The organism is Streptomyces sp. NPDC047981, from assembly GCF_040653315.1.
Classification (GTDB): domain Bacteria; phylum Actinomycetota; class Actinomycetes; order Streptomycetales; family Streptomycetaceae; genus Streptomyces.
In genome coordinates, this window is the sequence record NZ_JBEZNQ010000001.1 from 1 (window position 1) to 25720 (window position 25720).

A 25720-nucleotide genomic window follows, 5' to 3' on the forward strand; every position below is an offset into this window, starting at 1 on the left:
ATGCTGGTGTGCACTCCTTCACGGAGAAGCAGCAGGGCCCACACGCGAGGCTTCCTAGGGCGGTGCGTGTGGGCCCTGCTGGGCGAGGTGTTGCACTGCGGCGCTCCTCCGCCCAGGGCCGGGTGCGCACCTCGTCCCGCACCGAGACGCCCGCGTCGGTCAGCCCGCGCACGAGCGCGACCGCCGCCCGGGGCGAGGCCGCCCAGACGATCCGCTCCGGTGCCGCGAGACCGGCCGCGGCGTAGGCGAGCCGTACCCCCGCCTCCGCCGCCGCCCGGTCGGCCGCTCCGGTCGCCGCCGCCACGGCCCGCCACTTGTCCACCGTCGTCGGTGTCTCGTTCATCTCTCCCCCTGTAGCTTCAGCAGTAGCTGTCGCTGTCGTTGTCCGTGTCAGTCCGCGACGATCCGGTACGCGCCCGGGGTGTACTCCCGCTGTCGCACCACGCGGTACCAGCCCTTCGGCAGCGGGATCGGGGCGTGCTCCTCGTGCACCACCCGTCCGCCCGTGGGCAGTTCGAGCAGGAACGGCCCGAACGGTCCGGGCTCGCGCACCAGGCGTCCGGGCCCCGGGATCGCGTGGGCGTGGCCGGTGACCTCGCCGAGCGCGAGGACCAGCCGGCCCCTGGCGTCTCTCGGCTCCCCCGCCGCGTCCTTGGCGTGCGCGGGCACCGCCGTCTCCTCGACGGGCACGATCAGCACGTCTCCCTGCCGGTACATGGCTCTCCCCTCCGTGGTGGGCACGGTCTGTGTCGACCACGCATTCGACGCTAGAGGCAGCCACTGACAACGGCCTCGCGACCGCCCCCGGACCGCGCGTTGTCGGTGCGGGTTGGTACAACTGCTCGCGTCAGCAGATCAGCAGATCAACGCCGTCCGGTGTCTGGAGCATTCATGACCATCTCGGGAGACATGCAGGAGTTCCACGGCCTGCCCGTGTTCGAGTTCCCGGACCGTGACGCCGTCGTCGAACTGCCGGACCCGGCCTCCGTGGCCTGGCGGGTCTCCGGCGCGACGTACTGCGACCCGGAGGACGAGCAGTGGGAGCAGGTCTTCGCCCGGTTCCTCGCGGCCGTCGACACCCAGAAGGTCCGCGCGCTGGTCGTCGGCGGCTGGGACGAGGCGTACGACAGCTCGTCCGCGCCGATCGTCGCCGCACTCGTGGAAGCCGCCGGGGAGCGGCTCACCTCCCTGGAGGCGCTGTTCCTCGGGGACATGACCTTCGAGGACTGCGAGATCAGCTGGATCCAGCAGTCCGACGTGACGCCGCTCCTCGCCGCCTATCCGCGGCTGAAGGAGCTTGGGGTGCGCGGCGGCACGGCGCTCGCCTTCCCGGCCGTACGCCACACCGAGCTGCGGACGCTCGTGGTGGAGACGGGCGGTCTGGGGGCCGACGTCGTGCGCGGCATCGTGGGCAGCGATCTGCCCGCGCTCGAGAAGCTGGACCTGTGGCTCGGCACCGACGAGTACGGCGGCGACGCGACGCTGGACGACCTGGCGCCGGTGCTCGCCGGCACCGGCTTCCCCGCCCTGCGCGATCTCGCGCTGCGCAACAGCGTCCTCCAGGACGAGATCGCCGCCGCCGTGGCCGGCGCCCCGGTGGTCGCCCGGCTCGACCGCCTCGACCTCTCGATGGGCACGCTCACCGACGAGGGCGCCGAGGCGCTGCTCGTGGGGCAGCCGCTCACCCACCTCACCCACCTCGACCTCTCCCACCACTACCTCAGCGAGAAGATGAGCGAGCGGATCGTCGACGCCCTCGCCCCGTACGGGGTGACGGTCGACGTCGGCGACGCGCAGGAGGCCGAGGACGACGGTGACGGCGAGGTCTTCCGGTACGTCGCGGTCGCCGAATGACCTCTTCCCCCACGGGCGCCCACCCGCGCCTCGTCGTCGTCGGCAACCCGGCCCACCGCAGGGGCGCGTACATCCGCGACGCCGTGCGGGCGGCCGGGTTGCCCGAGGCGCGGGTCGAGCCCTGGCTCGACGTCCTGCGGGGCGGGGGCCGGTTCCGGCCGGGCGAGACGGTCCGGTTGGAGTCGCCGGGCGAGGACCCGGACGTGGAGCGGCTGCTGCGCGGCACCGACGACCCGACGCGCGTCGAGGGAACGGCCCGCTGGTACGGGGCGTTCACGGCCGCCACGGCACGGCTCGCCCGGACCGTCGCCGACGCCGGGGCCGTCCTGGTCGACGACCCCACCGAGCCGGCGGTGCTCTTCGACAAGCGCCTCGCCCACGCCCGGCTGCGCGTCGCCGGGGTCCCTGTGCCGGAGTCGCCGACGTCCGGCACGGCCGGCCCGCCCGTAAGGGGCTGGGCGGACGTGCGCGCCCTCATGGCGACCGCCGAGCTGCCCCGGGTGTTCGTGAAGCTGGCGCACGGCTCGTCCGCCTCGGGGGTCCTGGCCGTGGAGACGAACGGCGCCGGACGCGTCCAGGCCACCACCTCCGTGGAGCGGGCCCCGGACGGGCGGCTCTTCAACTCCCTCCGGGTGCGCCGCTACACGACGGAGCGCGAGGTCGCGGCCATCGTGGACGCGCTCGCTCCGGACGGGCTGCACATCGAGCGCTGGCTGCCCAAGGCCGTGCAGCACGGCCGGGCGGCCGATCTGCGGGTGGTCGTGATCGACGGGCGCGCCACCCACGCCGTCGTACGGACCAGCCGCTCCCCGATGACCAACCTTCATCTCGGCGGCGCCCGGGGCGATCTGGGCGCCGTGCGCGCGGCCGTCTCGGCGGCGGGCGGACGGTGGGGGGACGCGCTGGAGGTGTGCGAGCGGGCGGCCGACGCCTTTCCCGGCACCCGGTGCGTCGGGATCGACCTGCTGCCGGCCGTCGGCTGGCGGCGCTTCGCCATCGGCGAGGTCAACGCCTTCGGCGACCTTCTCCCGGGCCTCACCGGCCTGCCGGGCAGCGGAGCCGAGGGCATGGACACGTACGCCGCCCAGGTCGCCGCGCTGCTGCGCGGCCCCGACCCCCGCACAGGCAAGACTCGCACCACCGGCACAACCGGTTCCACCTGCACGACCAGCACCACAGGCACCACAGGAACGAGCACCACGTGAACCAGCAGCACGCACCCGACATGAACGAGATCGTGGGCAGCCACGACCTCCTCCTGGTCACGCTCGACACCCTCCGGTACGACGTGGCCGCCGAACTCGCCGCCGCGGGCCGCCTCCCGAACCTGGCCCGGCACCTCCCCGGCGGCCACTGGGAGCGCCGGCACGCCCCCGGGAGCTTCACGTACGCCTCCCACCAGGCGATCTTCGCCGGGTTCCTGCCGACCCCGGCCGCCCCCGGCCCGCACCCCCGGCTCTTCGCCGCCCGGTTCGCCGGCAGCGAGACCACCGCCGGCGGCACGTTCGTGTACGACACCCCCGATCTCGTCGCCGGGCTCGCCAAGGAGGGGTACCGCACCGCGTGCGTCGGCGGGGTCGGGTTCTTCAACGGGCAGGCACCGCTCGGTTCCGTGCTGCCGGGGCTCTTCGACGAGAGCCACTGGGAGCCCGCCTTCGGCGTCGCCTCCCCCACGTCCTTCGAGTCCCAGGTGACCAGGGCCGAGGAGATCGTCGCGGCGCTCCCCGCCGAGCAGCGGCTCTTCCTCTTCGTCAACGTCTCCGCGCTGCACCAGCCGAACTGGTTCCATCTGCCCGGCGCGACCCGGGAGTCCGGCGACACGCGCGCCTCGCACGCGGCGGCCCTGGAGTACGTGGACCGGCACATCGGCCGTCTCTTCGACGCGATGAGCAGCCGCCGCCCGTGCTTCGCGATCGTCTGCTCGGACCACGGCACCGCGTACGGCGAGGACGGCTTCACCGGTCACCGGCTCGGCCACGAGGTCGTGTGGACCGTCCCGTACGCCCACTTCCTCCTGGACGGACCCCGCGCGGAGGCACGCGCATGACCGAGTCGCCCCGGCCGTACGAGAGTTACGTCTACGCCTACCCGCACAAGACGGCGTACCGCCCGCTCCCCGATCCGACGCCCTCCCTCGCCGCGCTCTGGCGCGACGAGCCGAAGGACGCGCTCTCCCTCTACGCCCACATACCGTTCTGCGAGGTCCGCTGCGGCTTCTGCAACCTCTTCACCCGGATCGGCGCACCGGACGAGCTGACGACCCGCTACCTCGACGCCCTCGACCGCCAGGCGACCGCCGTGCGCGAGGCACTGGGCGACGCCGGGCCGGTCCGGTTCGCCACGGCGGCCTTCGGCGGCGGCACGCCCACCTTCCTCACCGCCGGCGAGCTGGAGCGGCTCTGCGACATCGCGGAGAAGCGCATGGGCGTGGACCTGCGGGCCGTCCCCCTCTCGGTGGAGACGTCCCCGTCGACCGCGACCGCCGACCGGCTCACGGTCCTCGCCGAGCGCGGGGCCACCCGGCTCAGCATCGGGGTGCAGAGCTTCGTGGCGGCGGAGGCCCGGGCCGCCGTGCGTCCCCAGCGCCGCGCCGAGGTCGAGGAGGCGCTGGGCCGGATCCGCGCCAGCGGCGTCCCCGTCCTCAACATCGACCTGATCTACGGCATCGAAGGCCAGACCGAGCGCAGCTGGACCCTCTCGCTCGACGCCGCCCTCGCCTGGCGGCCGGAGGAGCTCTATCTCTATCCGCTGTACGTCCGCCCCCTCACCGGCCTCGGCCGGCTCTCGGCGACAGCCGACCGGGAGTGGGACGAGCAGCGGCTGCGGCTCTACCGCCACGGCCGGGACCATCTGCTCGCCCGTGGCTACGAGCAGGTGTCGATGCGCATGTTCCGGCGCGCCGACGCGCCGCCGCAGGGCGCCGACGACTACGCCTGCCAGACCGACGGCATGATCGGCCTCGGCTGCGGGGCCCGCTCGTACACCTCGGAGCTGCACTACTCCTTCGACTACGCCGTCGAGATGCGGGAGATCCGGGCGATCATCGACGACTACACGGCGACGGAGGACTTCGGGCGGGCCCGGGTGGGCCGCCGGGTCGACGCGGATGAGGCGCGCCGACGCCATCTGCTGCAGTCGCTCCTGCAGGCCAGGGGGATGCCCGTCGCCGAGTACGAGGAGCGGTTCGGCGCCTCGCCCTTCGCGGACTTCCCCGCGGAGCTGGGCCGGTTCGAGGCGCTGGGCTGGCTGGACCCGGCGGCGCCCGCCGGGCTGCTGCGGCTCTCCGCGGAGGGCCTCGCGCACTCGGACGCGTTGGGCCCGGCGCTCTTCTCCCCGGCCGTGCGGGCGGCGATGGCCGCCTACGAGCCGAAGTAGGGGACGGTCGTGGACCTGACGATCCTGTACCGGGGGCCGCTCGCCTCCTGCGACTACGACTGTCCCTACTGCCCGTTCGCCAAGCGGCGTGACAGCCGTGAGCAGCTGCGGGCCGACCGGGCCGCCCTCGAACGCTTCGCCGCGTGGGCGGCGGCGCGGACCGACGACCGGCTGCGGATCCTGTTCACGCCGTGGGGCGAGGGCCTGGTCAGGTCGTGGTACCGGCGGACCCTCGCCGAGCTGTCGCATCTGCCGCACATCGAGCGGGTGGCGATCCAGACCAATCTGAGCTGCCGGACGGACTGGCTGGCCGAGGCCGACGCCGAGACCCTCGCGCTCTGGTGCACGTACCATCCCGGCCAGACGCCGTACGACCGTTTCCTCGCCAAGTGCCACGACCTGGCGGCGCGGGGCACGCGGTTCAGCGTCGGGATCGTCGGTCTGGCCGAGCACCGGGAGCACGCGGAGCGGCTGCGCGCGGACCTGCCGCGCGAGGTCTATCTGTGGGTGAACGCGGCGGAGGGTCATACGTACACCGACGAGGAGGCCGAGGGCTGGACGGCCCTCGACCCCCTCTTCCCGTACAGCCGCCATCCGCACCGCTCGGCCGGGCTGCCCTGCAGGACCGGGGAGTCGGTGATCTCCGTGGACGGCGACGGGACGGTGCGCCGGTGCCACTTCGTCAAGGCGGAGCTGGGCAATCTGTACGACGGCTCGTTCCGTGCCGCCCTGCGCCCGCGCGCCTGCCCGCTCGCCGTGTGCGACTGCCACATCGGCTACGTCCACCTGGAGACGCTGCCGCTGTACGACGTGTTCGCGGGCGGGGTCCTGGAGCGGATCCCGGCCGCGCCGGTCGGGCTGGTCGCGCCGGTCGGGGTGGTCGGACCCGATGGCGCGGCCGCGCCCGACGGAGTCGTCAGAGGGGCATGAGGTCGCCGACCGGCATGAGGTCGGGGCGCTTGGCCGCGACGTCGTCGCCCGAGCTCTCGCCGCGGAGGCGGCGCCCGATCCACGGCACGAGGTACTCCCTGGCCCAGTGGATGTCGTCGCGGCGGACCTCCAGGGTCCCCCTCGGCGGCAGCGGCGGCCAGGCCTGGTCCGGGTCGGCCGGCACGTCCATGCCGAGGACCTGGGCGGCGCGCAGCGCGACCCGGGTGTGGCCCTCGGGCGAGAGGTGCAGCCGGTCGTCGTCCCAGGCCCGCCTGTCCTGTACGGACTTGAGCGACCACAGGTCGAGGACCGGGCAGTCGTAGCGGTCGGCGATGGCCCGGACGTGCGCGGTGTACGTGGCGATCTTGCCGCGCAGGTGCCGCAGGACGGGTACGTCGCGGGTGTCGAAGCCGGTCGTCACCATCACCGTGCCGACGGCCGACGTGAGGTCGGCGACGGCGCGCTCGAAGCGCTCGGCGACGTCGTCCGGGTCGGTGCCGGGCCGGATGATGTCGTTGCCGCCCGCACAGAAACTCACCAGGTCGGGGGCGAGTTCCTTGGCCCTCGGGACCTGCTCCGCCACGATCTGGTCGAGGAGCCGGCCCCGGACGGCCAGATTGGCGTAACGGAACGCGTCGTGCTCCGGCAATTGGTCGGCGAGGAGAACCGCGAAGCGGTCCGCCCATCCGACGTACTTCCCGTCCGGCCCGGGATCTCCCACGCCCTCGGTGAAGCTGTCCCCGATCGCCGCGTACGACCCGAATACGTTCTTGTCTCTTGATCTCGAATCGTCTGCCACGGGAGTTCATCTTTCCCTTACGGGTGTGACCTACGCGACCGTAAGGAGGGGTTGACGCCGGGTGAGATACGCCACCGGTCAAGATTCCGCCAAGCCGGAATACGCGCGAGGGGCCCGGCACACCGAAGTGCCGGGCCCCTGCGGGGTGGTGCGTACGACGCGGCTCGTCAGATGCCGACGCCGTGCTGGCGCAGGTACGCCAGCGGGTCGATGTCCGAGCCGTAGCTCGGGCCGGTGCGGATCTCGAAGTGCAGGTGCGGGCCGCTGGAGTTGCCGGTCGAGCCGGAGAGGCCGATCTGCTGGCCGCCCGTGACGGTCTGGCCGGCCGAGACGGAGAGCGAGGAGAGGTGGGCGTACTGGGAGTACGTGCCGTCGGCGTGCTGGATGACGACCTCGTTGCCGTACGCGCCGCTCCAGCCGGCCGAGTGGACGGTGCCCGCGCCGACGGCCTTGACCGAGGTGCCGGAGGAGGCGATGAAGTCGACACCGGTGTGGTAGCCGGAGGACCACATCGAACCGGAGGCCCGGTACGGGGTGGAGACGCCGCCGCCGACCGGAGCGACCCAGCCGGAGGAGGACTGCGCCGGGGCGGACTGCGCGGGGGCGGAGTCCTGGGTGGTGGCGGCCGTGGTGCGCTCGGAGGAGCGGGAGGCGCGCGACTCGCTCGCGTCGGAGGACGAGGACTTCTTCTCGGCCTTGGGCGCGGCCTTCGGGGCGGCCTTGGGGGCCGCGGCCTTCGGGGCGGCCGTGGACTTGGCGCCCAGGGTGAGCTTCATGCCGGGGAGGATCAGCGAGGGGTTCTCGCCGACGACCTGGCGGTTGTCGGCGTAGAGCTTCTGCCAGCCACCCTTGAGGTCGTGCTCGGCGGCGATCTTCGACAGGTAGTCGCCGGGAACGACGGAGTACGTCTTCGGCTTCGCCGCGGGGGCGGCCGGGGCCTTCGCGGGGGTGGCGGCGACGGCGGCGACGGCCTTCTCGGACGTCAGGGCCGGCGCGGCCTTCTCGGCGGCGTGGGCGCCGGTCGCACCGAGCAGCGGCAGGGCGACGACGGCGCCGCCGGTGCCGGCGGCGACGAATCCGCGCGTGATCGGGTTGGCCTTGGGACGGCGATGCTTACCCTTCGCGGGCATGGCGAATTCCTCTCCGTCGCCTACGAGGTGAGCTGTCGGGTTCGGACTGGAGATGTCCGGCCGCGTTCTCACGCGGCTTCACCCCGAGCCGTCCGGTCAGACCGGTGCGGCGTACTTACCTGGGTCCCCCGCTCCTGCCGTACGTGGATGGGTGCGGATTGATTCCGGTCGGTGGCAGGATTCGGCGGTCCGTCCGGATTGAGCGTGACGCTAGACGAGCGGGGTCGAGCCGAACAAGCCGCTGGTTTCCGTTCGCAATCCGCGGCGTGATATCCGCGCCGAATTCCGGTCACCCTGCGTGGATGACGGGGGATCGATTTCCTTTTCCGGTACGGGAATTAGCGGGGACGATCAGGCACGGTCCGTCACCTTTGAGACGCTGCTCACGCCCCGAAACCCATCTCCCCTGCAACCAGGGCGCGTTATACCGAAGGGCTCAATTCGGACAGAACACCCAATCCCCTACCCAGGGGTGCGCGCCGCCCCCGACACCCGGGATGATTGCCCCAGGAATCGATCAGGAACCGATCGCGATCCGTCTACCTTCAGGAGCACTCGTGACGCAGCAGCTGCCCCAGGTCCCGTCGACCGAACCCGAGCTCACCGGGGTACGCAACTTCCGGGACGTGGGCGGACTGCCGACCGTGGACGGCGGCTCGGTGCGGTTCGGGCGCCTCTTCCGCAGCGGCCACCTGGCGCACGCCACCGAGGAGGACGCGGCCTTCCTCACCACCCTCGGGCTGCACACGATCTTCGACTTCCGCAATCAGGCCGATGTCAAGATCGAGGGCCCGGACGTCGAACTGCCCGGTGTACGGAACGTGAACATACCGCTCAACGACCCGGCCGACGGCAAGGAGTTCTGGAAGCTCGTCCGCTCCGGCGAGCTGGAGCAGCTGCGCGACATCCTGGGCGGCGACAAGGCCGCGACCCGAATGTCCGATTCGTACCGGCAGATGATCGTCGAGCGGACGGCGGAGCACAGCCGCATCCTGCACGCGCTCGCCGAGGACAGCGTCCCCGCGCTCATGCACTGCGCGGCCGGAAAGGACCGGGCCGGTCTCTCCATCGCGATCTCGCTGCTCGCGGTGGGCGTCGAGCGCGAGGCGATCGAGGCCGACTACGTGAAGTCGAACGACCCGCACCGCCGCTACAAGGTGCGCCGCGCCTCCTCCGCCTCGGACGCGATGGCACCCGAGGTGATGGAGCTGATCAGCCCGCTGTTCGACGCGCGGGTGGAGTACCTGCGGGCCGCGTTCGAGACGATGGAGCAGACCTGGGGGACGGCGGAGAACTACTTCACCGACGGCCTGAAGCTCAGCCCGGAGACCCGGGCGAAGCTGCGCGAGCGGCTCGTCGTCGAGGGGTGAGCCCCACCCCGGCGCGTCACTGGTTCTGCGCGCCGAGGGCGAACAGCAGATAGAGGAACCCGGCGAAGAGGTGCCCGGCCACGAGGTAGGCGAAGAGCCGGAGGACCAGCCCCTTGGGGAACTTGCCGGCCTCGCGCTCCTCGCCGGTGACCGGTGCGTGCTTCTCGGACATATCGGTCCTTTCTGAGGTTCAGTGCAGGTGCGGTGCGCCACCGTCGCCGAGGCACAGCTCGGCGACGGGGCTCTGCATCAGCGTGTGGACGAAGAGCAGCTCGGCTCCGCCCCGTCCGGCGGCGCCGATCCGGTGCGGGGTGAGCGAGTCGAAGTGCGCGCTGTCCCCGGGGTCCAGGACATGGACGGAGTCGCCGAGCGCGAGGCGCACCCGGCCGTCGAGGACGTGCAGCCACTCCTCCCCCGGGTGGACCCGCACGATGTCGGTCCGGGTGGCGTACGGCACGTGGACGCGGAGCGCCTGCAGCGCGCGGCCCGGCCCCCCGGCCTGGCGGTAGGTCCAGCCGTCCGCCTCGACGGGTTCGGACCTGCCGGCCCGGACGATCGGGTCCCGCTCGGCCGGAACCTCGCCCAGGAGGGCGGAGACCGTCGTACCGTAGATACGGGCCAGGGCCAGCAGCATCGGAAGCGAGGGCTGGCGGTGGCCCGTCTCGAGCCGGGAGAGATGGGCCGGGGAGAGTCCGGCGCGCTGGGCGGCGGCCTCGAGGGTCAGCCCGCGACGCCGGCGCAGCCCCCGCAGCTGCGGGGCGACGTCCGGCAGGACGGCGGGCGCGTCGCCTGCGGCAGGGTCCGGGGAATGCTCCCCGGGGAGGTGGTCCATGCCTCCATTCCGCCAGGAATTTTCCTCTGAGGCAAACTTCTTGCCCCAGAGGCAAAGATTCCCCTCAGCGCTGCGCGACCGCCTGCTTGACCAGCGTCTTCCCGAAGTCCCAGACCAGTCCGCCGCCACCGTGGGCGTCGTCCATGACCGCCGTGAACGCGGCCACGAAACGGTCCACGTCCGCCTCGTCGATGATCAGCGGCGGAATGAGCTTGATCACCTCCAGATGGTCGCCCGACACCTGGGTCAGGATCCGGTGGCGCTGGAGCAGCGGCACGACCACCATCTGCGCGAAGAGACCCTTGCGGGCCGCCTGCAGCATGGTCCAGCGGCTGCGCAGGCCGAGCGAGGAGGGCCGGCCGAACTCGATGCCGATCATCAGCCCGCGCCCACGGATCTCGTGCAGCAGCTCGTAGCGGGGCACGAGCTCCTTCAGGCGCGAGGAGAGCAGCTCGCCGATTCTTCGCGCGTGCGCCACCGTGCCCTCGTTCTCCATCACCGAGAGCACGGCGAGCCCGGCGGCCATGGCCTGCGCGTTGGAGCCGAAGCTGGCGGAGTGGACGAGGACGCGGTCCATGGACGAGTAGACCTTCTTGAAGATCCAGTCCTTGCCGAGCGTCGCGCCCACGGGCACGTACCCGCCGGACAGGGCCTTGGCGACGCAGAGCAGATCGGGCTCGACACCCTCCTCGTGCTGGTACGCGTAGAAGTCCCCGGTCCTGCCGAGCCCGGTCTGCACCTCGTCGGCGATCAGCAGGGCTCCGTGCCGGTGCAGCAGCTCCTGGGCGGCGCGCAGGAAGCCGGGCGGCGCCGCGTGCACCCCCTTGCCCTGGATCGGCTCGACGACGAAGCCCGCCACGTCGCCCTTGCGCAGCTCCCGCTCCAGCGCGTCGAGGTCACCGAGCGCGATGGCCGTGTCGGGCAGCAGCGGAGCGAAGCCGTCCCGGAACCCCTTCTCCCCGTTCACCGACAGGGAGCCGGTGGTAAGGCCGTGGAAGGCGTGCGCGCAGTACAGGATCCTGGGCTTCCCGGTGGCGTACCGGGCGAACTTGAGCGCGGTCTCCACCGCCTCCGTCCCGCTGTTGCCGAAGAAGACCCGGTCCAGGTGCGGGCTGTGGGCGAGCAGCTTCTCGGCGAGCAGACCCGGCAGCGGCTGGCAGTCGAAGCGGGTGAGGTCGGCGAGCTGGGCGTCCAGGACGTCGTGGAGGGCTTGGCGGACGACGGGGTGGTGCCGGCCCAGGCCCATGACGCCGAAGCCGGCCAGCATGTCGAGGTAGTCCTCGCCGTCGGCGTCCCAGAAGTGGGCGCCCTCGGCCCGTTCGTAGACCTTGTCGAAGCCGATCGTGTGCAGCATGCGCGGGAGCTGGTGGTTGAGGTAGCGGCCGTGCAGCTCGTAGCGCTCCGCGCCGCGTTCGGCGAGCAGTGCCGAGAGGTCAAACTCCGTGCTCATCGCCCCTTCTTCCGGGTCAGTGCGGCGCTGATGTGCCCGGCGATCTCCACCGGGGTGAGGCCGAGGTCGGCGAGGACCTCGGCGCGCTTGGCGTGGGCGAGGAACTGCTCCGGGATCCCGAAGGTCCTCAGGGGGACGTCGACGCCCGCGTCGCGCAGGGCCCGGTCGACGGCGGCGCCGACGCCGCCGGTGCGGACGCCGTCCTCGACGACGGCGACCAGCCGGTGCCGTCCGGCGAGCGGGGCGAGCGCCTCGTCGACCGGTGCGACCCAGCGCGGGTCGACGACGGTGCAGCGCACGCCCCGTCCGGCGAGGAGGTCGGCGGCCCGGAGGCAGGTGTCGGCCATGACCCCGACGGCGACGAGGAGCACCTCGGGGTCCTCCTCCGCCAGCAGGACGTCCATCGATCCGATCCGGCCGAGGGCGGGGAGCGGCGGGCCGACGGTCTCCTTGGGGAAGCGCAGCACCGTCGGGGCGTCGTCGATGGCGACGGCCTCGCGCAGCTGGGCGCGGAGCTGGTCGGCGTCGCGCGGGGCGGCGATCCGGATGCCGGGCACGACCTGGAGGACGGAGAGGTCCCACATGCCGTTGTGGGAGGGTCCGTCGGTGCCGGTGACGCCGGCCCGGTCGAGGACGAAGGTGACGCCGCACCGGTGCAGGGCGACATCCATGAGCAGCTGGTCGAAGGCGCGGTTGAGGAAGGTCGCGTAGACGGCGACCACCGGGTGCAGCCCGCCGGTGGCCAGGCCCGCGGCGGAGACGACGGCGTGCTGCTCGGCGATGCCGACGTCCCAGGCCCGGTCGGGGAAGCGCTCGGCGAAGGTGGTGAGGCCGACGGGGTGGAGCATGGCCGCGGTGAGGGCGACGACGTCAGGCCGCTCGGCCCCGATCTCGGCCATCGCGTCCCCGAAGACCGAGGTCCAGGAGGGCCCGGCCGACGGGGTGAGCGGTGCGCAGGTGACCGGGTCCATGGCGCCCACCGCGTGGAAGCGGTCCGCCTCGTCCTCCAGGGCGGGACGGTAGCCGCGGCCCTTCTCGGTGAGGCAGTGCACGAGGACCGGACCGTGGAAGCGCCGGGCCCGGCGCAGGGCGGCCTCCACGGCGGCCCGGTCGTGGCCGTCGACGGGACCGACGTACTTCAGCCCCAGGTCCTCGAAGAGCCCCTGCGGGGCGAAGGTGTCCTTGAACCCCTTCTTGGCGCCGTGCAGCGAGCCGTAGAGCGGCCGGCCGATCACCGGGGTGTGCTGGAGGACGTCCTTGCCCCAGGCGAGGACCCGCTCGTAGTCGTCCGTGGTCCGCAGGGCGGACAGGTGGTCGGCGAGGCCGCCGATGGTCGGCGCGTAGGAGCGCTCGTTGTCGTTGACGACGACGATCAGGGGCCGGTCGGGGGCGGCGGAGATGTTGTTGAGTGCCTCCCAGGCCATGCCGCCGGTCAGGGCGCCGTCGCCGATGACGGCGACGACGTGGCCGGTCCGGCCGGTGCGCTCGTTCGCCTTGGCGAGGCCGTCGGCCCAGCCGAGGGCCGTCGAGGCGTGCGAGTTCTCGATGACGTCGTGCGCGGACTCCGCGCGGGAGGGGTATCCGGAGAGCCCGCCCTTGCTGCGCAGCTTGGAGAAGTCCTGGCGCCCGGTGAGGAGCTTGTGGACGTAGCTCTGGTGGCCGGTGTCCCAGAGGATGCGGTCGGCGGGCGAGTCGAAGACCCGGTGCAGCGCGAGCGTCAGCTCCACCACGCCGAGGTTGGGCCCCAGGTGGCCGCCCGTCCTGGCGACCGCGTGGATGAGGAACCGCCGGATCTCCCCGGCGAGCTCGTCGAGCTGCGCGCCGCTCAGCGGCCGGAGGTCGCGCGGCCCCCGGACGGTCTCCAGAATCGTCATGCTCGGCCCCCTTTCGTCGTTCGGCTCGACGCCCGTGGGAGGTTCGTTCCGCTCGGCGCCCGTGGGAGGCCCGCGTCCGGTCCGGTCCGATCCGATCCGGTCGCGGGCCCTCCCGTGGGCGTCATCTCATCCGCGGTTGCCCGAGACCGTCTCGCGGGCCGCCCTCAGGGACTCCTTGAGCGAGCCCATGGTGGCGAGGACGGCGGTCGGTTCGTAGCCGCAGTGCGCCATGCAGTTGGCGCAGCGCGGATCCTTGCCCCGGCCGTACTTGTCCCAGTCGGTCTCCTCGATCAGCTCCCGGTACGTGGGCACGTAGCCGTCGCTCATCAGATAGCAGGGTCGCTGCCAGCCGAAGAGCGAGTAGTTGGGGATCGCCCAGGCCGTGCACGGGAAGTCCGCCTTGCCCTCCAGGAAGTCGAGGAAGAGCGGCGAGTGGTTGAGCCGCCACCGGCTCCGGTTGCCGCCCGCGAAGGCCTTCTTGAAGAGTTCGCGGGTCTGCTCGACGCCGAGGAAGTGCTCCTGGTCGGGCGCCTTCTCGTACGCGTACGCGGGCGAGATCATCATCTCGTCGACCTGGAGGTCGTCGTTGAGGTAGTTCAGCACCTCGATGATGGTCTGCGGGGTGTCGGTGTTGAAGAAGGTCGAGTTGGTGGTGACCCGGAAGCCGCGCCGCTTGGCCTCCTTGATCGCCGCCACCGCCTCGTCGAAGACGCCTTCCTTGGCGACGGACTCGTCGTGCCGCTCGCGCAGCCCGTCGATGTGCACCGCGAAGGCGAAGTACGGCGAAGGGGTGAACTTCTCCAGCTTCTTGCGCAACAGCATCGCGTTGGTGCAGAGGAAGACGTACTTCTTCTTGGCGACCAACTGGCGCACGATCTCGTCGATCTGAGGATGCATCAGTGGTTCGCCGCCGGCGATGGAGACCATCGGCGCCCCGGACTCCAGGACGGCGCCGACGGCCTGGGCGACCGGCATCCGCTGCTTGAGCACACCGGCCGGGTGCTGGATCTTCCCGCAGCCCTCGCACTTGAGGTTGCAGGCGTACAGCGGCTCCAGCTCGACGATCAGCGGAAACTTGTCCCGCTTGCGGAGCTTCTGTTCGAAGAGGTAGGTCCCGACCCGGATGGACTGACGGAGCGGCATGGCCATAACTCGCTCACCTCCTGGGGAGCAGCAAAGAACGGTGCCATTCGAAGAATGCGGGAAGGACGGCACGAAGAACACGGAACGCTGATATTCCCCCGCGTACCGTGCCGATCCGGACCAGTTCATGTTCTGGAGCGTCCACGACCACCCGGACGGCCGCAACCGGACGCGGTCCCGCCACCAGCGCCGTACGGAGCGTGGCGGCGGACTCCATGTCGACGGCGATGGCGCCGGTGGCCTCGAGCTCGGCCCGCTCGTGGCCCCTGACGACATGGTCGGAGCCGGTCAGGGGCCCGGTGTGGACGGTGCGCCCGGGCAGCGCCCTGGTCAGGGCCTTCACCAGGAGCTCGGTCCCGGTGCAGGCCGTGACGGTGCCGGGGCCGGTACCGGGACCGCCCGGTTCGTCCCGGGTCTCGTCGGCGACGATCAGGTCTCCGGGGTGCATCCCGGGGGCGAGACCGGCGCAGAAGCCGGAGGCGATGACGGCGGCGTCCCGCCAGGGCTCCCGGTCCAGGGCCCGGGAGACGCCCCGGCGGGCGTGGGCCGGGCCCATGCCGGTGCGGACCACGGTGAAGGGGCCGGGTGCGCCGGTCCGGTCACCGCTGCGCAGGGCGAGCTGCTCGATGCCGAGCGCGCAGGCGATCAGCAGCGGCGGTGCGGAGCCGGCCGACGGCCCCGGCTCTGCGCCCATCAGTCCTCCTTGGGGACGGCCGGCTCGCCGTTCAGATAGCGGCCGAGGGCCGTGAGCGGGAAGACCTGCCGGTAGAGGTGGTAGTTGATGGAGAAGTCCCAGGGGAAGCCGGTGCCGGTGAAGTACGGCTCGTCCCAGGAGCCGTCGGCCCGCTGTGTCTCGGCGAGCCAGGCGACGCCCCGCCGCACGGCCTTGCTCTCGGGTCCGTCGGCCGCGAGCAGGGCGAGCAGCGCCCAGGCGGTCTGGGACGCGGTCGAGGCGGGGCGCCCGATCCAGGGCTGCGGCTTGTACGAGCGCAGGTCCTCGCCCCAGCCGCCGTCCTCGTTCTGCACGGACTCCAGCCAGTCGACGGCCCGGCGGATCGCCGGGTGGGAGCGGGGCACCCCGGCGGCGGTGAGCGCGGGGATCACCGAGCCCGTCCCGTAGACGTAGTTGACGCCCCAGCGGCCGAACCAGGCGCCGTTCGGCTCCTGTTCGGCGAGCAGCCACTCGACACCCCTGCGGGTGCGCGGGTGGTGGGCCTTGCCCTCGTGGGCGAGCATCTCCACGACATGGGCGGTGACGTCGGCCGAGGGCGGGTCGACGACCTCGCCGAAGTCGCAGAACGGCAGCCGGTTGGGGAAGGGGCTGGTGTTGTCGGCGTCGAAGGCGGCCCACGCGCCGTTCTTCGACTGCATGCCGAGGGTCCAGCGGGTGCCCCGGGCGATGGCCGCCTCGGCCCGGTGGGCATCGGTGTGCGTGACGCGGCGCAGCGCGAGGATGACCTCGGCGGTGTCGTCGATGTCCGGGTAGTTGTCGTTGTGGAACTCGAACGCCCAGCCGCCCGGGGGCAGTCCGGGCCGTCGGACGGTCCAGTCGCCGTGGCGGACGATCTCCTCGCCGAGCATCCAGTCGGCGGCCCGCTGAAGCGCCGGGTGGTCGGCCGGGACGCCCGCGTCGGCGAGGGCGATCGTGGCGAGGCAGGTGTCCCAGACGGGCGACTGGCAGGCCTCGACCATGCGCGAACCGTCCTCGCGCCAGACGGCGAACCGGTCGAGCGATTCGAGGCCCGCCCGCATGACGGGGTGTTCCAGGTCGTAGCCGAGCAGGTGCAGGGCGATCAGCGAGTAGACGGCGGGGGGCTGGATGCCGCCCCAGCAGCCGTCGTTCTCCTGACGCTCGACGATCCAGCGGGCGGCGACGTTCATGGCCGCCGTGCGGAGCCGGCGCGGGGCGACCCGGTGGTAGAGGTGCAGCGCCTTGTCGAGCCGCTGGAAGGCGCCGTCCCAACTCGCGGCGGGTGCCAGGGGTTTCCCCGGGTTCGGCCGGGCCGGGTCGGTGTGCAGCTCGTCCAGCGGGAAGGGCGCGGGCCGCACAGGCCGCTTGGCGGAGACCACGGTGAGCGGCACGATGGTCTGCCGGGCCCAGCAGCCGAAGTCGTAGATGTTGAGCGGGAACCACTTCGGCAGGAAGATCAGCTCGGGCGGCAGCTCGGGCAGGTCGTCCCACTTCCACCAGCCGAAGAGGGCGAGCCAGATCCGGGTGAAGACCCGGGCGCCGGCGATCCCGCCCCGCTCCCGGATCCAGGCGGCGGCGCGGGCCATGTGCGGGTCCTCGGGCCGGTCGCCCGCCAGCCGCAGCGCGACATAGGCCTCGATGGTGGTCGAGAGCTCGGCGGGCCCGCCGTAGAAGGTGGCCCAGGTGCCGTCCTCGCGCTGTTCGCCGCGGATGTACAGGGCGGCGGCGCGGGTGGTCGCCTCGTCCCGGATGCCGAGGAACTGGCGCAGCAGGAGGTCCTCGGCGTCCATGGTGACGTTGGTCTCCAGGTCGCCCTTCCACCAGCCTTCGGCGTCCTGGCAGCCGAGCAGGTGCGCGATGGAGCGTTCCGCCGCCCGGGCGGCGGCCTCGTCGAGGCTGCCGGGGGCGTGCGTGGTGGTGTCGGTGGTGCTGGCCGCGGTCGTCCGGGGGCCCATGGCCCCGGCGCTTCCGTCGGTCGTCGCTGTCATGGCTTCCCCTTCGTGCAGGCGGTGTACTGGTGTGTACTTTCTGCTTCACTCGGGTCTGCCGTCGGCCGGTGCCGGGTGGCACCGGCCGGCGACCGCGCACTCATATCAGGGTGATGGTGATCATCTCTTCCGTACGACGACGAAGTCGGCGAGCGCGGTGAGCTGGGCCCGGACGCGCTCGGGCATGTCCACCTCGTGCAGGGCACGGACGGCGATGGCGTGCTGGCGGCGGGCCTCTTCCGAGGTCCATGCCCGCCCCCCGGCCTCCTCGATGAGGGCGGCACGGGTGGCGAACTCCTCCTCGGAGAAGCTCTCGAAGTCGCTGCTCTTGGCGTCGGCGGCGAGCAGCTCACCGAGCCGCTCGGAGGCCGGACCGCCGGCCGCGAGAGCGGCGACGACGGGGAGGGACTTCTTGCGCTGGCGCAGGTCGCTCCAGGTCTGCTTGCCGGTGGACTCCGGGTCGCCCCAGATGCCGAGCAGGTCGTCGACGGCCTGGAAGGCGAGGCCGAGGTGGTAGCCGTACTCCTCCAGCTTGTCGGCGGTGCGGTCGTCGGCGCCGCCGAGGACCGCGCCGATGGAGACGGCGCAGGCGAGCAGGGCGCCGGTCTTGTTGCCCTCCATCTCCAGGCACTCCTCGACGGTGACCCGGTCGCGGTGCTCGTAGGAGATGTCCTGGGCCTGCCCGTCGATGAGCTTGCGGCTGGCGGTGGTCAGCCGGCGGGTGGCGCGGCCGGCCTCGACGGTCCCGAGTTCGAGCAGCAGCTCGTTGGCGAGCGCGAAGAGCGCGTCGCCGACGAGGATCGCCTGCGCGGGGCCGTGCACCTTCCAGACGGTGTCGCGGTGGCGCCGCTGCTCGTCGCCGTCCATGAGGTCGTCGTGCAGCAGCGAGAAGTTGTGGACCAGCTCCACGGCGACGGCGCCGGGGATGCCCACCTCGGGGGCGACTCCGGCGGCCTCGGCGGAGAGCAGGGCGAGGGCGGGGCGCACGGCCTTGCCGCTGTCGGCGTCGGTGGGGTTGCCCTGGGCGTCGATCCAGCCGAAGTGGTAGGCGGCGACGGTGTCCATGGGCGGGGCGAGCCGGTCGACGGCGGCGCGCAGGACGGGGGTGGACAGGGTCCGCCCGCGCTCCAGCAGAGCGGTGACGTCCGCGGTGTCGACGGCCGGATTCACCGGGGGCACAGTCGGCACGGTCTCTCCTCTTGTTCCAGTACTCACACTCATGCCGCCTCCTGCAGCGGATGTTCATGGCGGCGGCCGAGGGCGGAGAGCGCGGCGCCCGCGGCGCTGAAACCGCTGCGGACCGCGCCCTCCATGGTCGCGGGCCAGCCGGTGGCGGTCCATGCGCCGGCCAGGTAGAGGCCGGGGGCGTGGGTGCGGGCGGCGGGACGGAGCCGGCCGACGCCCGGAGTGGGGGCGAACGTCGCTGTCCGCTCCCGTGTGACGAAGAAGTCCCGGATCCCGGCGCCGCGCGCGGCGGGCAGCAGGCGCTCCAGCTCCGGGAGGTAGCGCTCGCGCAGGGCGGCGACGGGCGCGTCGATCTCGTCCTGGGCGGCGGACTGCGAGACGGCCAGATACTGGCCGGGGCCCTGGAGACCGGAGGAGTCGGTGCGGTCGAAGACCCACTGCACCGGGGAGCCGAGCGCGGTGAAGAAGGGCTGCCTGAGCACCTTGCGGTCGTAGACGACGTGCACGTTGAGGATGGGCGCGGTGCCGATGTCGAGGAGCCGGTCGGGGTCGTCGAGGGCGCCGTCGGGGAGGAGTTCGCGGGTCTCGCGCTGCGGGACGGCGAGGACGACGGTGTCGGCCTCGATGGTCTCCCCCGGTACGTCGACGGCCCAGCGGCCGTCGTCGGTACGGGAGATCCGCTCGGCCTTGGTGCGCAGTTCGGTGCGGACGCCGAGGGAGTCCAGGGCCTTGCGGGCGAGGGTGTCGTGCAGTTCGCCGAGGGGCACGTGGGCCCAGCCGATGTCGGCGGCGCCGGGATCGGAGAGCAGTCCGGTCTTGAAGACCATGGCGGCCAGGCCCATGGAGGCGTCCGGCGCGGTGGCGTTGAGGGTGGCGACGCCGACGAGGTCCCACAGGGCCTCGATGGCGCGCGGGGACTGGCCGTGGCGGCCGAGCCAGGTGGCGAAGTCGATGCCGTCGAGGGCCGGGTCGGCGGGGTCGAGGCTCTTGAGGGCGAGCGCGGCGCGGCCGACGCTCGCGCGCTCGGCGAGCGAGAGGTGCGGGTAGGTCGCCAGGCTCTTGGCGAGGTGCAGCGGTACGGGCAGGTTGGTGCGCCGCAGCCGTCCGAGGCGCGGGCCGCGGGGGTGGGCCACGTCCAGGACGGGTACGTCGAGCCGGTCCTGGAGGGGGGCGAGGTGCGCGCCCTCGACCCGGTCGAGGAACCACCGGTAGGCGGTGCAGCAGCGCAGGTAGACGTGCTGGCCGTTGTCGACGGTGAGTTCGCCGCGGCGGAAGGAGAACGCGAGCCCGCCGAGCCGCGGACGGCCTTCGAGGAGCGTCACGCGCAGCCCGGCGTCGGCGAGTTGGAGCGCGGCGGTGACGCCGGCGAGCCCGCCGCCGACGACGACGGCGTGCGCGGCGGCGTCCCGGCCCGTCTCACGCTCGGTCATGCCGCCTCCCCTCGGGTCGTCGCAGGCAGGGACGCCGTGGTGCGGCGCGGGGTTGCCCGGTGCCGGGGCGCGTACCGGGGCATCAGGCACGCCTCCTGACGGCCCGTCGGGAGACGGTGCGGGTGTCGAGGCCGGAGAGACCGCGCACGGCGACGTACGCCTTCTCCCGGCCTGGGAGCGAGACCCGGCCGCGCAGCACCGCCTCCGGGTCGCGCTCGATCCGGTCGAGGAGGCGGCGGTAGATGCCGGCCATGGCGGCGACGCAGGCGCCGCTGCGCCGGTCGAGCATGGGCAGCAGCCGGTAGCCCTCGGCGAACAGGGCACGGGCGCGGCGTACTTCGAAGTGGACGAGGCCGGTGAAGTCGGCGCCGGCCGGCGGGGTCTCGCTCCCGAAGCCGTCGCCGCAGCCGAACTTGGCGAGGTCGTCGGCGGGCAGGTAGGTGCGTCCGTTGCCGGCGTCCTCGCGGACGTCGCGGAGGATGTTGGTGAGCTGGAGCGCCAGGCCGAGGGTGTCGGCGTACTCCGACGCGCGTTCGACGCCCTGGGCGCCCGGCTGGGTGCCGAACACGCCGAGCGACAGCCTGCCGATCGCGCCCGCGACGCACCGGCAGTAGACCTTGAGGTCGTCCCAGGTCTCGTACGTCTGGCCGCGCACGTCCATGAGGACGCCGTCGATGAGTTCGTCGAGGCCGCCGAGCGGGATGGGGAACCGCCGCGAGGCGTCGGCGAGCGCGACGGCGACGGGGTCGGTGTCGTCCTCGTCGACCTTGTCGTGCCGCACCCGGTCCAGGAGCGCGCGGGTCGCTTCGAGCCGCTCCCGCTTGGCCTCGGGCGCGAGCGGGCCGTCGCCGATGTCGTCGACGCGGCGCGAGAACGCGTACAGCGCGGACATGGCCTGTCGCTTGTCGGTCGGCAGGAGCCGGATCCCGTAGGCGAAGTTGCGCGCCTGCTGTCCGGTGACGGCCTCGCAGTAGCTGTACGCGGCCTGCACCGGCGCCGACGTCTCCGTCTGTCCCTCCACGGTCCGGCTCACCCCTCTCTCCGCGCTTGGAGCAGGACCGTTCCCGCTTCGCGCATCAGACTCGGCTTCGTGGGCTTGGGGGGTTCCGACAGGACGTCGAACCCGGCGGCGGTGATCGCGTCGAGGGCGGCGAGGCCGCCGGCCGTGAAGCCGGCGAGGAGCAGGCGCAGCCTGCCGCGCACGCTGCCCACCAGCGGGGTGCCGTCGCGCAGCAGGGTGCGGGCGCGGTCGGCCTCGAAGGCGATCAGGGCGCGCACCGAGGCGTTCGCGGTCGGCCGGGCGAGGTCGTCCTCGGTGACGTGGAACCGCTTCATGTCCTCGGCGGGCAGGTAGATCCGGTCCCGGCCGAGGTCCTCGGCGACGTCCTGGAGGTGCTCGACGATCTGCAGCGCGGTGCAGATCTCGTCGGAGCGTTCGATGCGCTCGGGGGTGGCGGTTCCGGTGATGCCGAGGACGAGCCGGCCGACGGGGTTCGCGGAGAGTTCGCAGTAGGCGAGGAGGTCGTCGTACGTCTCGTAGCGGCGTACGAGCTGGTCCTGGCGGTTGGCCCCGATCAGGCCGAGGAAGGGCTCGGGGGCCAGTTCGCGGCGGCGCACGGTCGGCTGGAGGGCGCGGAGCAGGGGGTGGTGCGGGGTGCCGTCGAAGACCCGGAGGAGGTCGGCCTCGAAGGCGTCGAGCAGGGCGATCCGGTCCTCGGCCCGTTCGGGGGCGACGCCGAGGTGGCGGGCGTCGGCTCCGCCGGGGGCGAGGTCGCCGTCGCCGATGTCGTCGACGAGCCGGGCGAAGCCGTAGACGGCCATCAGGTCGTCGCGCCAGGCACGCGGCAGGAAGAAGGGGGCCACGGGGAAGTTCTCGTCCGCTGCCTTGTCGAGGGTGGTGCGCGCGGAGGCCTCGGGGCGCACCCGCCGGGTTCCCGTCACTGGCCGCTGCCCGACGCGGGGACGGCGACACCCTCGTGGAGCTGGAGATTTCGCGTCATGGCCGTCACATCTCCTGTTCTACACTGCCGATCCAATCCATCCTATTTCGGACACGCCACCGGTCCGTCACGGACGGCTCACCGTCTGACGCCCGAGGATGCCTAGGGGTTATCGACCCACTTGCCACGAATCAGCACCGCTACAGCTTACGTTGTACAACGGCGAGTGCCTCGTCGGGGTGCCGGGCGCCGCGCGAAAAGAACACCCGGGTCGTCAACCCGCCCCGGTGGAGCGGAAGTTCAGCTTCCCGACCGCGCCCGGCCGGCGCGGGCCCCGGAGACCACCAGGGCGAGGGTGGACTCGACGACGTCGGCCCGGCGCTGGGCCGGGAGGGCGTCCAGCGGGCCGTCGAGGAGCAGAAGTGACAGTCCGTGCACGGTCGACCACGTGGCGGCCTCGGCGGCGGGCCGGGCGCGCCGCCTGCCTCGGCCGGCCCCGGTGAGGGCGTTCACGGCCTCCGTGAGCAGGGCGAACGCGCGGATCTCGGGTTCGGGTTCGGCGGCCCGCCCGGGCGGGGCCCAGGGCTCGCCACAGGCCGCGCGCGGGGTGCAGAAGGCGGCCCGGTAGAGGCCGGGGTGGTCCAGGGCGAAGCCGACGTAGCCGCGGCCGAGGGCGGCGAGGCGCAGTTCGGCGGCGAGGGCGGGGTCGTCGGCACCGGGGACCCGCTCGGCGGCCCGCTCCATGGAGTCGGCGAGCGCCCGCTGGGCGTGGGTCTTGACGGCTTCGAGCAGCTCGCCCCTGCCCTCGAAGTGGCGGTAGGCGGCGGTGGGCGAGACGCCGACCCGGCGGGCCGCCTCGCGCAGGACGACGCGTTCGGGGCCGCCCTCGGTGGCGAGGTCGACGGCGGCACAGATCAGCGCGTTGCGCAGATCGCCGTGGTGGTAGGTCTTTCCCCCGGTGATCGCTGCCATGGGCTCATCCTGCCCGATGTTGACCGCATGAACATTCCCGGTCGGCGGCGCCGGGCGGAGTGGGGAACGCGAAGGCCCCCGCCGGTCGGGCGGGGGCCTTCGTACGGGGGGTGCGGCGACTACCGCGCGGTCTCGCGCTCGTACGCCCGCATGACCTCTTCGGTGGGGCCGTCCATCAGGAGCTCGCCCTTCTCCAGCCACAGGACCCGGTCGCAGGTGTCCCTGATCGACTTGTTGCTGTGGCTGACCAGGAAGACCGTGCCGGCCTCCTTGCGCAGCTCCCTGATGCGCTCCTCGGAGCGGATCTGGAACCTGCGGTCACCGGTCGCGAGGGCCTCGTCGATCATGAGGACGTCGTGGTTCTTCGCGGCCGCGATGGCGAACCGGAGCCGGGCGCCCATGCCGGAGGAGTACGTCCGCATCGGCAGGCTGATGAAGTCGCCCTTCTCGTTGATGCCGGAGAAGTCGACGATGCTCTGGTAGCGCTCGCGGATCTCGTCCTTGCTCATGCCCATGGCGAGGCCGCCGAGGATCACGTTGCGCTCGCCCGTGAGGTCGTTCATCAGCGCGGCGTTGACGCCGAGCAGCGAGGGCTGCCCGTCGGTGTAGACCTTGCCGCTCTCGGTGGGGAGCAGGCCGGCGATGGCGCGCAGCAGGGTGGACTTGCCGGAGCCGTTGCTGCCGATGAGGCCGATGGCCTCGCCCCGGTAGGCGGTGAAGGTGACCCCGCGCACGGCGTGCACCTTGCGGACGCCGCGGGAGACCTCGGCCTTGCCCTTGCCGACGATCCGGCTGAGGGCCGCGGTGGCGCTGCCCTTGCCGCCGCCCCCGGTGTTGACCCGGTAGACGATGTGGACCTCGTCGGCGATGACGGTGGGAACGCGCCCCTTGGTGATGTCAGCCACGGCCGTACCTCTCCTCGGCCTTCCAGAAGTAGACGAAGCCGCCGATGCCGATGGCCAGCGCCCAGCCGAGCGCCGCCATCCAGACGTGCGACGGCAGGTTGGAGGAGCCGTAGTCGTCGATCAGGGCGAACCGGACCAGGTCCATGTAGATCGCCGCCGGGTTGTACATGAGGACGTCGGCGATCCAGGCCGGCTTGTCCGCGAGCATCACCGGGATGGAGAACATCACGCCGGAGGCGTACATCCAGGTCCGCATGACGAAGGGCATGAGCTGGGCGAGGTCGGGCGTCTTGGCCCCCATCCTCGCCATGATCATGGCCAGCCCGACGTTGAACACGAACTGCAGGAACAGCGCCGGAATCAGCAGCAGCCAGCTCAGCGACGGGTAGCTGCCGAAGGCGATCACGCTGGCGGCCAGCACGATCATCGAGAACAGCAGCTGCTGGAGCTGCTGGAGCGCGAACGAGACCGGCAGCGAGGCGCGCGGGAAGTGCAGCGCGCGGACCAGGCCGAGGTTGCCGGAGATCGCGCGGACGCCCGCCATCACCGAGCTCTGGGTGAAGGTGAAGACGAAGATCCCGGTGACCAGGAACGGGATGTACACCTTGGTCGGCATGCCCTGACCGGCGCCCAGGATCAGCCCGAAGATCAGGAAGTAGACACCGGCGTTCAGCAGCGGGGTCGCCACCTGCCAGATCTGCCCGAGCTTCGCCTGGCTGTACTGCGCCGTCAGCTTCGCCGAGGAGAAGGCGAGGATGAAGTGGCGCCGACCCCACAGCTGCCGGATGTACTCGAAGAACCCGGGCCGGGCACCGCTGACCGCAAGACCGTATTTGGTGGCCAGCTCGGCCGGGGTCAGGCGGTCGTCGACGGATGGCGGGGCGCTCGTCGCGACCGCACCGTCGTGGGTTGTCTCACTCACAGGTCGGAACTTTCGTATTCAGATGCGCGGTGGTCAGGCACCACGTGTCAGACGACGGGCGGGCGTCCCAGTCGGGTCAGCCGCCACACCGTACGCCATTTCATGGGCCGGCGCGGTCCGCAGGGAGTGGTCCAGCCTTCCCGGAAACCGCCGAGCCAGGCCTTGAGCGCGGGGCCCGAGGGGCGCCGCGCGAGGGTCAGGAGCAGCCAGACACCGAGATAGACGGGAACCAGCAGTGCGGGGAGGTTGCGCCGGGCCAGCCATACCCGGTTGCGGGCCACGTTGTAGTGGTACGTCGCGTGCCGGGACGGTGGCGTGGTGGGGTGGAGCAGCACCATGTCGGAACGGTAGTCGATCATCCAGTTGGCGTCGAGGGCCCGCCAGGCCAGATCCGTCTCCTCGTGCGCGTAGAAGAACTCGTCGGGCAGGCCGCCGACTTCGGCGAGGACCTGGGTGCGGACGGCGTTGGCGCCGCCGAGGAAGGTGGTCACGCGCGAGGACCGCATCGGGTCGGCGGCGCGCAGCCTCGGGACGTGCCGGCGCTGGGTGAGACCGGTCTCCGGGTCGGCGATCCGGAAACTGATGATGCCGAGCCGCTCGTCGGCGGCGAAGGCCTCGCGGACCAGCTCGGCGGTGTCGTTCCGCTCCAGCAGGCCGTCGTCGTCCAGGAAGAGCAGGGCGTCGACGGGGCCGCAGGGACCCTCGGGGCCGAAGGCCTCGATGCCGACGTTGCGGCCGCCGGGGATGCCCAGGTTCTCGGGCAGGTCGATGGTGTGGACGCCCTCGGGCACCCCCGTGACGGGGGCGCCGTTCCCGACGACGACGACCTCGACCGGGTCGCCCTCCTGCTTGGCCACCGACTCGAGCAGCGCGCGCAGGTCGTCGGGGCGGTTGCCCATGGTGATGATGACGGCGCCCAGCTTCATCGGC

24 protein-coding genes, 1 pseudogene and 1 riboswitch are annotated in these 25720 nt (G+C 72.3%); of the genes and pseudogenes, 6 read left to right on the forward strand and 19 right to left on the reverse strand.

Going from position 1 to position 25720, the window contains the following annotated elements; genetic code table 11:
- Positions 1-343 (reverse strand): annotated as a pseudogene (locus AB0E14_RS00005) (hypothetical protein); the annotation flags it as partial.
- A gap of 47 nt (positions 344-390) precedes the next feature.
- Complete coding sequence (locus AB0E14_RS00010) at positions 391-717, reverse strand: hypothetical protein (protein WP_362409552.1); 327 nt, start codon at positions 715-717, stop codon at positions 391-393.
- A gap of 174 nt (positions 718-891) precedes the next feature.
- Between AB0E14_RS00010 and AB0E14_RS00015 the strand changes: the two genes are divergently transcribed.
- From AB0E14_RS00015 to AB0E14_RS00035, 5 genes are read left to right on the forward strand one after another with little or no spacing between them, the layout of a single operon-like run.
- Complete coding sequence (locus tag AB0E14_RS00015; RefSeq protein WP_362409554.1) at positions 892-1854, forward strand: STM4015 family protein; 963 nt, start codon at positions 892-894, stop codon at positions 1852-1854.
- Positions 1851-3059, forward strand: coding sequence for an STM4014 family protein (locus tag AB0E14_RS00020; RefSeq protein ID WP_362409556.1), 1209 nt, complete (start codon positions 1851-1853; stop codon positions 3057-3059). The genes AB0E14_RS00015 and AB0E14_RS00020 overlap by 4 nt, the downstream gene beginning before the upstream one ends.
- A 20-nt stretch (positions 3060-3079) precedes the next feature.
- Positions 3080-3901, forward strand: a complete 822-nt coding sequence (locus AB0E14_RS00025) for an STM4013/SEN3800 family hydrolase (RefSeq protein ID WP_362410297.1) — start codon at positions 3080-3082, stop codon at positions 3899-3901.
- Positions 3898-5229: an STM4012 family radical SAM protein gene (locus tag AB0E14_RS00030; protein WP_362409558.1), complete on the forward strand. Its 1332-nt coding sequence runs from the start codon at positions 3898-3900 to the stop codon at positions 5227-5229. Before AB0E14_RS00025 ends, AB0E14_RS00030 begins: the two co-directional genes overlap by 4 nt.
- 9 nt (positions 5230-5238) lie before the next feature.
- Positions 5239-6159: an STM4011 family radical SAM protein gene (locus AB0E14_RS00035; protein WP_362409560.1), complete on the forward strand. Its 921-nt coding sequence runs from the start codon at positions 5239-5241 to the stop codon at positions 6157-6159.
- On the opposite strand, the gene AB0E14_RS00040 is transcribed toward AB0E14_RS00035, so the two are convergent.
- Together AB0E14_RS00040 and AB0E14_RS00045 are read right to left on the reverse strand one after the other, a co-directional pair.
- A complete protein-coding gene (locus AB0E14_RS00040; protein WP_362409562.1) occupies positions 6146-6958 on the reverse strand; it encodes an SGNH/GDSL hydrolase family protein in 813 nt (270 codons plus the stop codon). The genes AB0E14_RS00035 and AB0E14_RS00040 overlap by 14 nt on opposite strands.
- A gap of 167 nt (positions 6959-7125) precedes the next feature.
- Positions 7126-8088 carry a LysM peptidoglycan-binding domain-containing M23 family metallopeptidase gene (locus AB0E14_RS00045; protein ID WP_362409564.1) on the reverse strand — a complete coding sequence of 321 codons (963 nt, stop codon included), beginning with the start codon at positions 8086-8088 and terminating at the stop codon, positions 7126-7128.
- Positions 8089-8092: 4 nt separating this feature from the next.
- Positions 8093-8252, reverse strand: a riboswitch (cyclic di-AMP (ydaO/yuaA leader).
- Between the two features lie 393 nt (positions 8253-8645).
- Here AB0E14_RS00045 and AB0E14_RS00050 point away from each other — a divergent pair.
- The gene (locus AB0E14_RS00050; RefSeq protein ID WP_362409566.1) at positions 8646-9458 is read left to right on the forward strand and encodes a tyrosine-protein phosphatase; all 813 of its coding nucleotides are present in this window, start codon (positions 8646-8648) and stop codon (positions 9456-9458) included.
- A gap of 16 nt (positions 9459-9474) precedes the next feature.
- Here the strand turns inward: AB0E14_RS00050 and AB0E14_RS00055 are convergent, their stop codons facing one another.
- The 15 genes from AB0E14_RS00055 to AB0E14_RS00125 form a co-directional block, all read right to left on the reverse strand.
- On the reverse strand, positions 9475-9630 hold the full coding sequence (locus tag AB0E14_RS00055; protein WP_362409568.1) for a DUF6126 family protein: 156 nt from the start codon (positions 9628-9630) through the stop codon (positions 9475-9477).
- 18 nt (positions 9631-9648) lie between these two features.
- Complete coding sequence (locus tag AB0E14_RS00060; protein WP_362409570.1) at positions 9649-10290, reverse strand: XRE family transcriptional regulator; 642 nt, start codon at positions 10288-10290, stop codon at positions 9649-9651.
- Between the two features lie 64 nt (positions 10291-10354).
- Positions 10355-11740, reverse strand: coding sequence for an aspartate aminotransferase family protein (locus AB0E14_RS00065; protein WP_362409572.1), 1386 nt, complete (start codon positions 11738-11740; stop codon positions 10355-10357).
- The gene (gene dxs, locus AB0E14_RS00070; RefSeq protein WP_362409574.1) at positions 11737-13614 is read right to left on the reverse strand and encodes a 1-deoxy-D-xylulose-5-phosphate synthase; all 1878 of its coding nucleotides are present in this window, start codon (positions 13612-13614) and stop codon (positions 11737-11739) included. The genes AB0E14_RS00065 and dxs overlap by 4 nt, the downstream gene beginning before the upstream one ends.
- A gap of 126 nt (positions 13615-13740) precedes the next feature.
- Complete coding sequence (hpnH, locus tag AB0E14_RS00075) at positions 13741-14763, reverse strand: adenosyl-hopene transferase HpnH (RefSeq protein ID WP_362409576.1); 1023 nt, start codon at positions 14761-14763, stop codon at positions 13741-13743.
- Between the two features lie 7 nt (positions 14764-14770).
- Positions 14771-15451: a 1-hydroxy-2-methyl-2-butenyl 4-diphosphate reductase gene (locus tag AB0E14_RS00080; RefSeq protein ID WP_362409578.1), complete on the reverse strand. Its 681-nt coding sequence runs from the start codon at positions 15449-15451 to the stop codon at positions 14771-14773.
- Complete coding sequence (shc, locus tag AB0E14_RS00085) at positions 15451-17436, reverse strand: squalene--hopene cyclase (RefSeq protein WP_362409580.1); 1986 nt, start codon at positions 17434-17436, stop codon at positions 15451-15453. The genes AB0E14_RS00080 and shc overlap by 1 nt, the downstream gene beginning before the upstream one ends.
- Before the next feature lie 120 nt (positions 17437-17556).
- Positions 17557-18657, reverse strand: coding sequence for a polyprenyl synthetase family protein (locus tag AB0E14_RS00090; RefSeq protein WP_362409582.1), 1101 nt, complete (start codon positions 18655-18657; stop codon positions 17557-17559).
- A complete protein-coding gene (gene hpnE / locus AB0E14_RS00095) occupies positions 18654-20141 on the reverse strand; it encodes a hydroxysqualene dehydroxylase HpnE (RefSeq protein WP_362409584.1) in 1488 nt (495 codons plus the stop codon). The genes AB0E14_RS00090 and hpnE overlap by 4 nt, the downstream gene beginning before the upstream one ends.
- Positions 20134-21084, reverse strand: coding sequence for a presqualene diphosphate synthase HpnD (gene hpnD, locus AB0E14_RS00100; RefSeq protein ID WP_362409586.1), 951 nt, complete (start codon positions 21082-21084; stop codon positions 20134-20136). The genes hpnE and hpnD overlap by 8 nt, the downstream gene beginning before the upstream one ends.
- Positions 21081-21992, reverse strand: a complete 912-nt coding sequence (hpnC, locus tag AB0E14_RS00105) for a squalene synthase HpnC (protein ID WP_362409588.1) — start codon at positions 21990-21992, stop codon at positions 21081-21083. Before hpnC ends, hpnD begins: the two co-directional genes overlap by 4 nt.
- 299 nt (positions 21993-22291) lie before the next feature.
- Positions 22292-22963 carry a TetR/AcrR family transcriptional regulator gene (locus tag AB0E14_RS00110; protein ID WP_362409590.1) on the reverse strand — a complete coding sequence of 224 codons (672 nt, stop codon included), beginning with the start codon at positions 22961-22963 and terminating at the stop codon, positions 22292-22294.
- Positions 22964-23082: 119 nt separating this feature from the next.
- Entirely contained in the window at positions 23083-23868 is a 786-nt protein-coding gene (locus AB0E14_RS00115; RefSeq protein WP_362409592.1) for an ABC transporter ATP-binding protein, read from the reverse strand.
- A complete protein-coding gene (locus AB0E14_RS00120; protein WP_362409594.1) occupies positions 23861-24790 on the reverse strand; it encodes an ABC transporter permease in 930 nt (309 codons plus the stop codon). The genes AB0E14_RS00115 and AB0E14_RS00120 overlap by 8 nt, the downstream gene beginning before the upstream one ends.
- A gap of 47 nt (positions 24791-24837) precedes the next feature.
- Positions 24838-25716: a glycosyltransferase gene (locus tag AB0E14_RS00125; protein ID WP_362410300.1), complete on the reverse strand. Its 879-nt coding sequence runs from the start codon at positions 25714-25716 to the stop codon at positions 24838-24840.
- Positions 25717-25720: the final 4 nt, after the last annotated feature.

Coding starts and splice junctions, on each gene's coding strand:
- AB0E14_RS00020 (WP_362409556.1), top strand. CDS start 1,851: ATGACCTCTTCCCCCACGGGCGCCCACCCGCGCCTCGTCGTCGTCGGC.
- AB0E14_RS00025 (WP_362410297.1), top strand. CDS start 3,080: ATGAACGAGATCGTGGGCAGCCACGACCTCCTCCTGGTCACGCTCGAC.
- AB0E14_RS00055 (WP_362409568.1), bottom strand. CDS start 9,630: ATGTCCGAGAAGCACGCACCGGTCACCGGCGAGGAGCGCGAGGCCGGC.
- AB0E14_RS00060 (WP_362409570.1), bottom strand. CDS start 10,290: ATGGACCACCTCCCCGGGGAGCATTCCCCGGACCCTGCCGCAGGCGAC.
- AB0E14_RS00090 (WP_362409582.1), bottom strand. CDS start 18,657: ATGAGTGTGAGTACTGGAACAAGAGGAGAGACCGTGCCGACTGTGCCC.
- dxs (WP_362409574.1), bottom strand. CDS start 13,614: ATGACGATTCTGGAGACCGTCCGGGGGCCGCGCGACCTCCGGCCGCTG.
- AB0E14_RS00010 (WP_362409552.1), bottom strand. CDS start 717: ATGTACCGGCAGGGAGACGTGCTGATCGTGCCCGTCGAGGAGACGGCG.
- AB0E14_RS00065 (WP_362409572.1), bottom strand. CDS start 11,740: ATGAGCACGGAGTTTGACCTCTCGGCACTGCTCGCCGAACGCGGCGCG.
- AB0E14_RS00030 (WP_362409558.1), top strand. CDS start 3,898: ATGACCGAGTCGCCCCGGCCGTACGAGAGTTACGTCTACGCCTACCCG.
- shc (WP_362409580.1), bottom strand. CDS start 17,436: ATGACAGCGACGACCGACGGAAGCGCCGGGGCCATGGGCCCCCGGACG.
- AB0E14_RS00080 (WP_362409578.1), bottom strand. CDS start 15,451: ATGGGCGCAGAGCCGGGGCCGTCGGCCGGCTCCGCACCGCCGCTGCTG.
- AB0E14_RS00015 (WP_362409554.1), top strand. CDS start 892: ATGACCATCTCGGGAGACATGCAGGAGTTCCACGGCCTGCCCGTGTTC.
- AB0E14_RS00045 (WP_362409564.1), bottom strand. CDS start 8,088: ATGCCCGCGAAGGGTAAGCATCGCCGTCCCAAGGCCAACCCGATCACG.
- AB0E14_RS00125 (WP_362410300.1), bottom strand. CDS start 25,716: ATGAAGCTGGGCGCCGTCATCATCACCATGGGCAACCGCCCCGACGAC.
- AB0E14_RS00110 (WP_362409590.1), bottom strand. CDS start 22,963: ATGGCAGCGATCACCGGGGGAAAGACCTACCACCACGGCGATCTGCGC.
- hpnH (WP_362409576.1), bottom strand. CDS start 14,763: ATGGCCATGCCGCTCCGTCAGTCCATCCGGGTCGGGACCTACCTCTTC.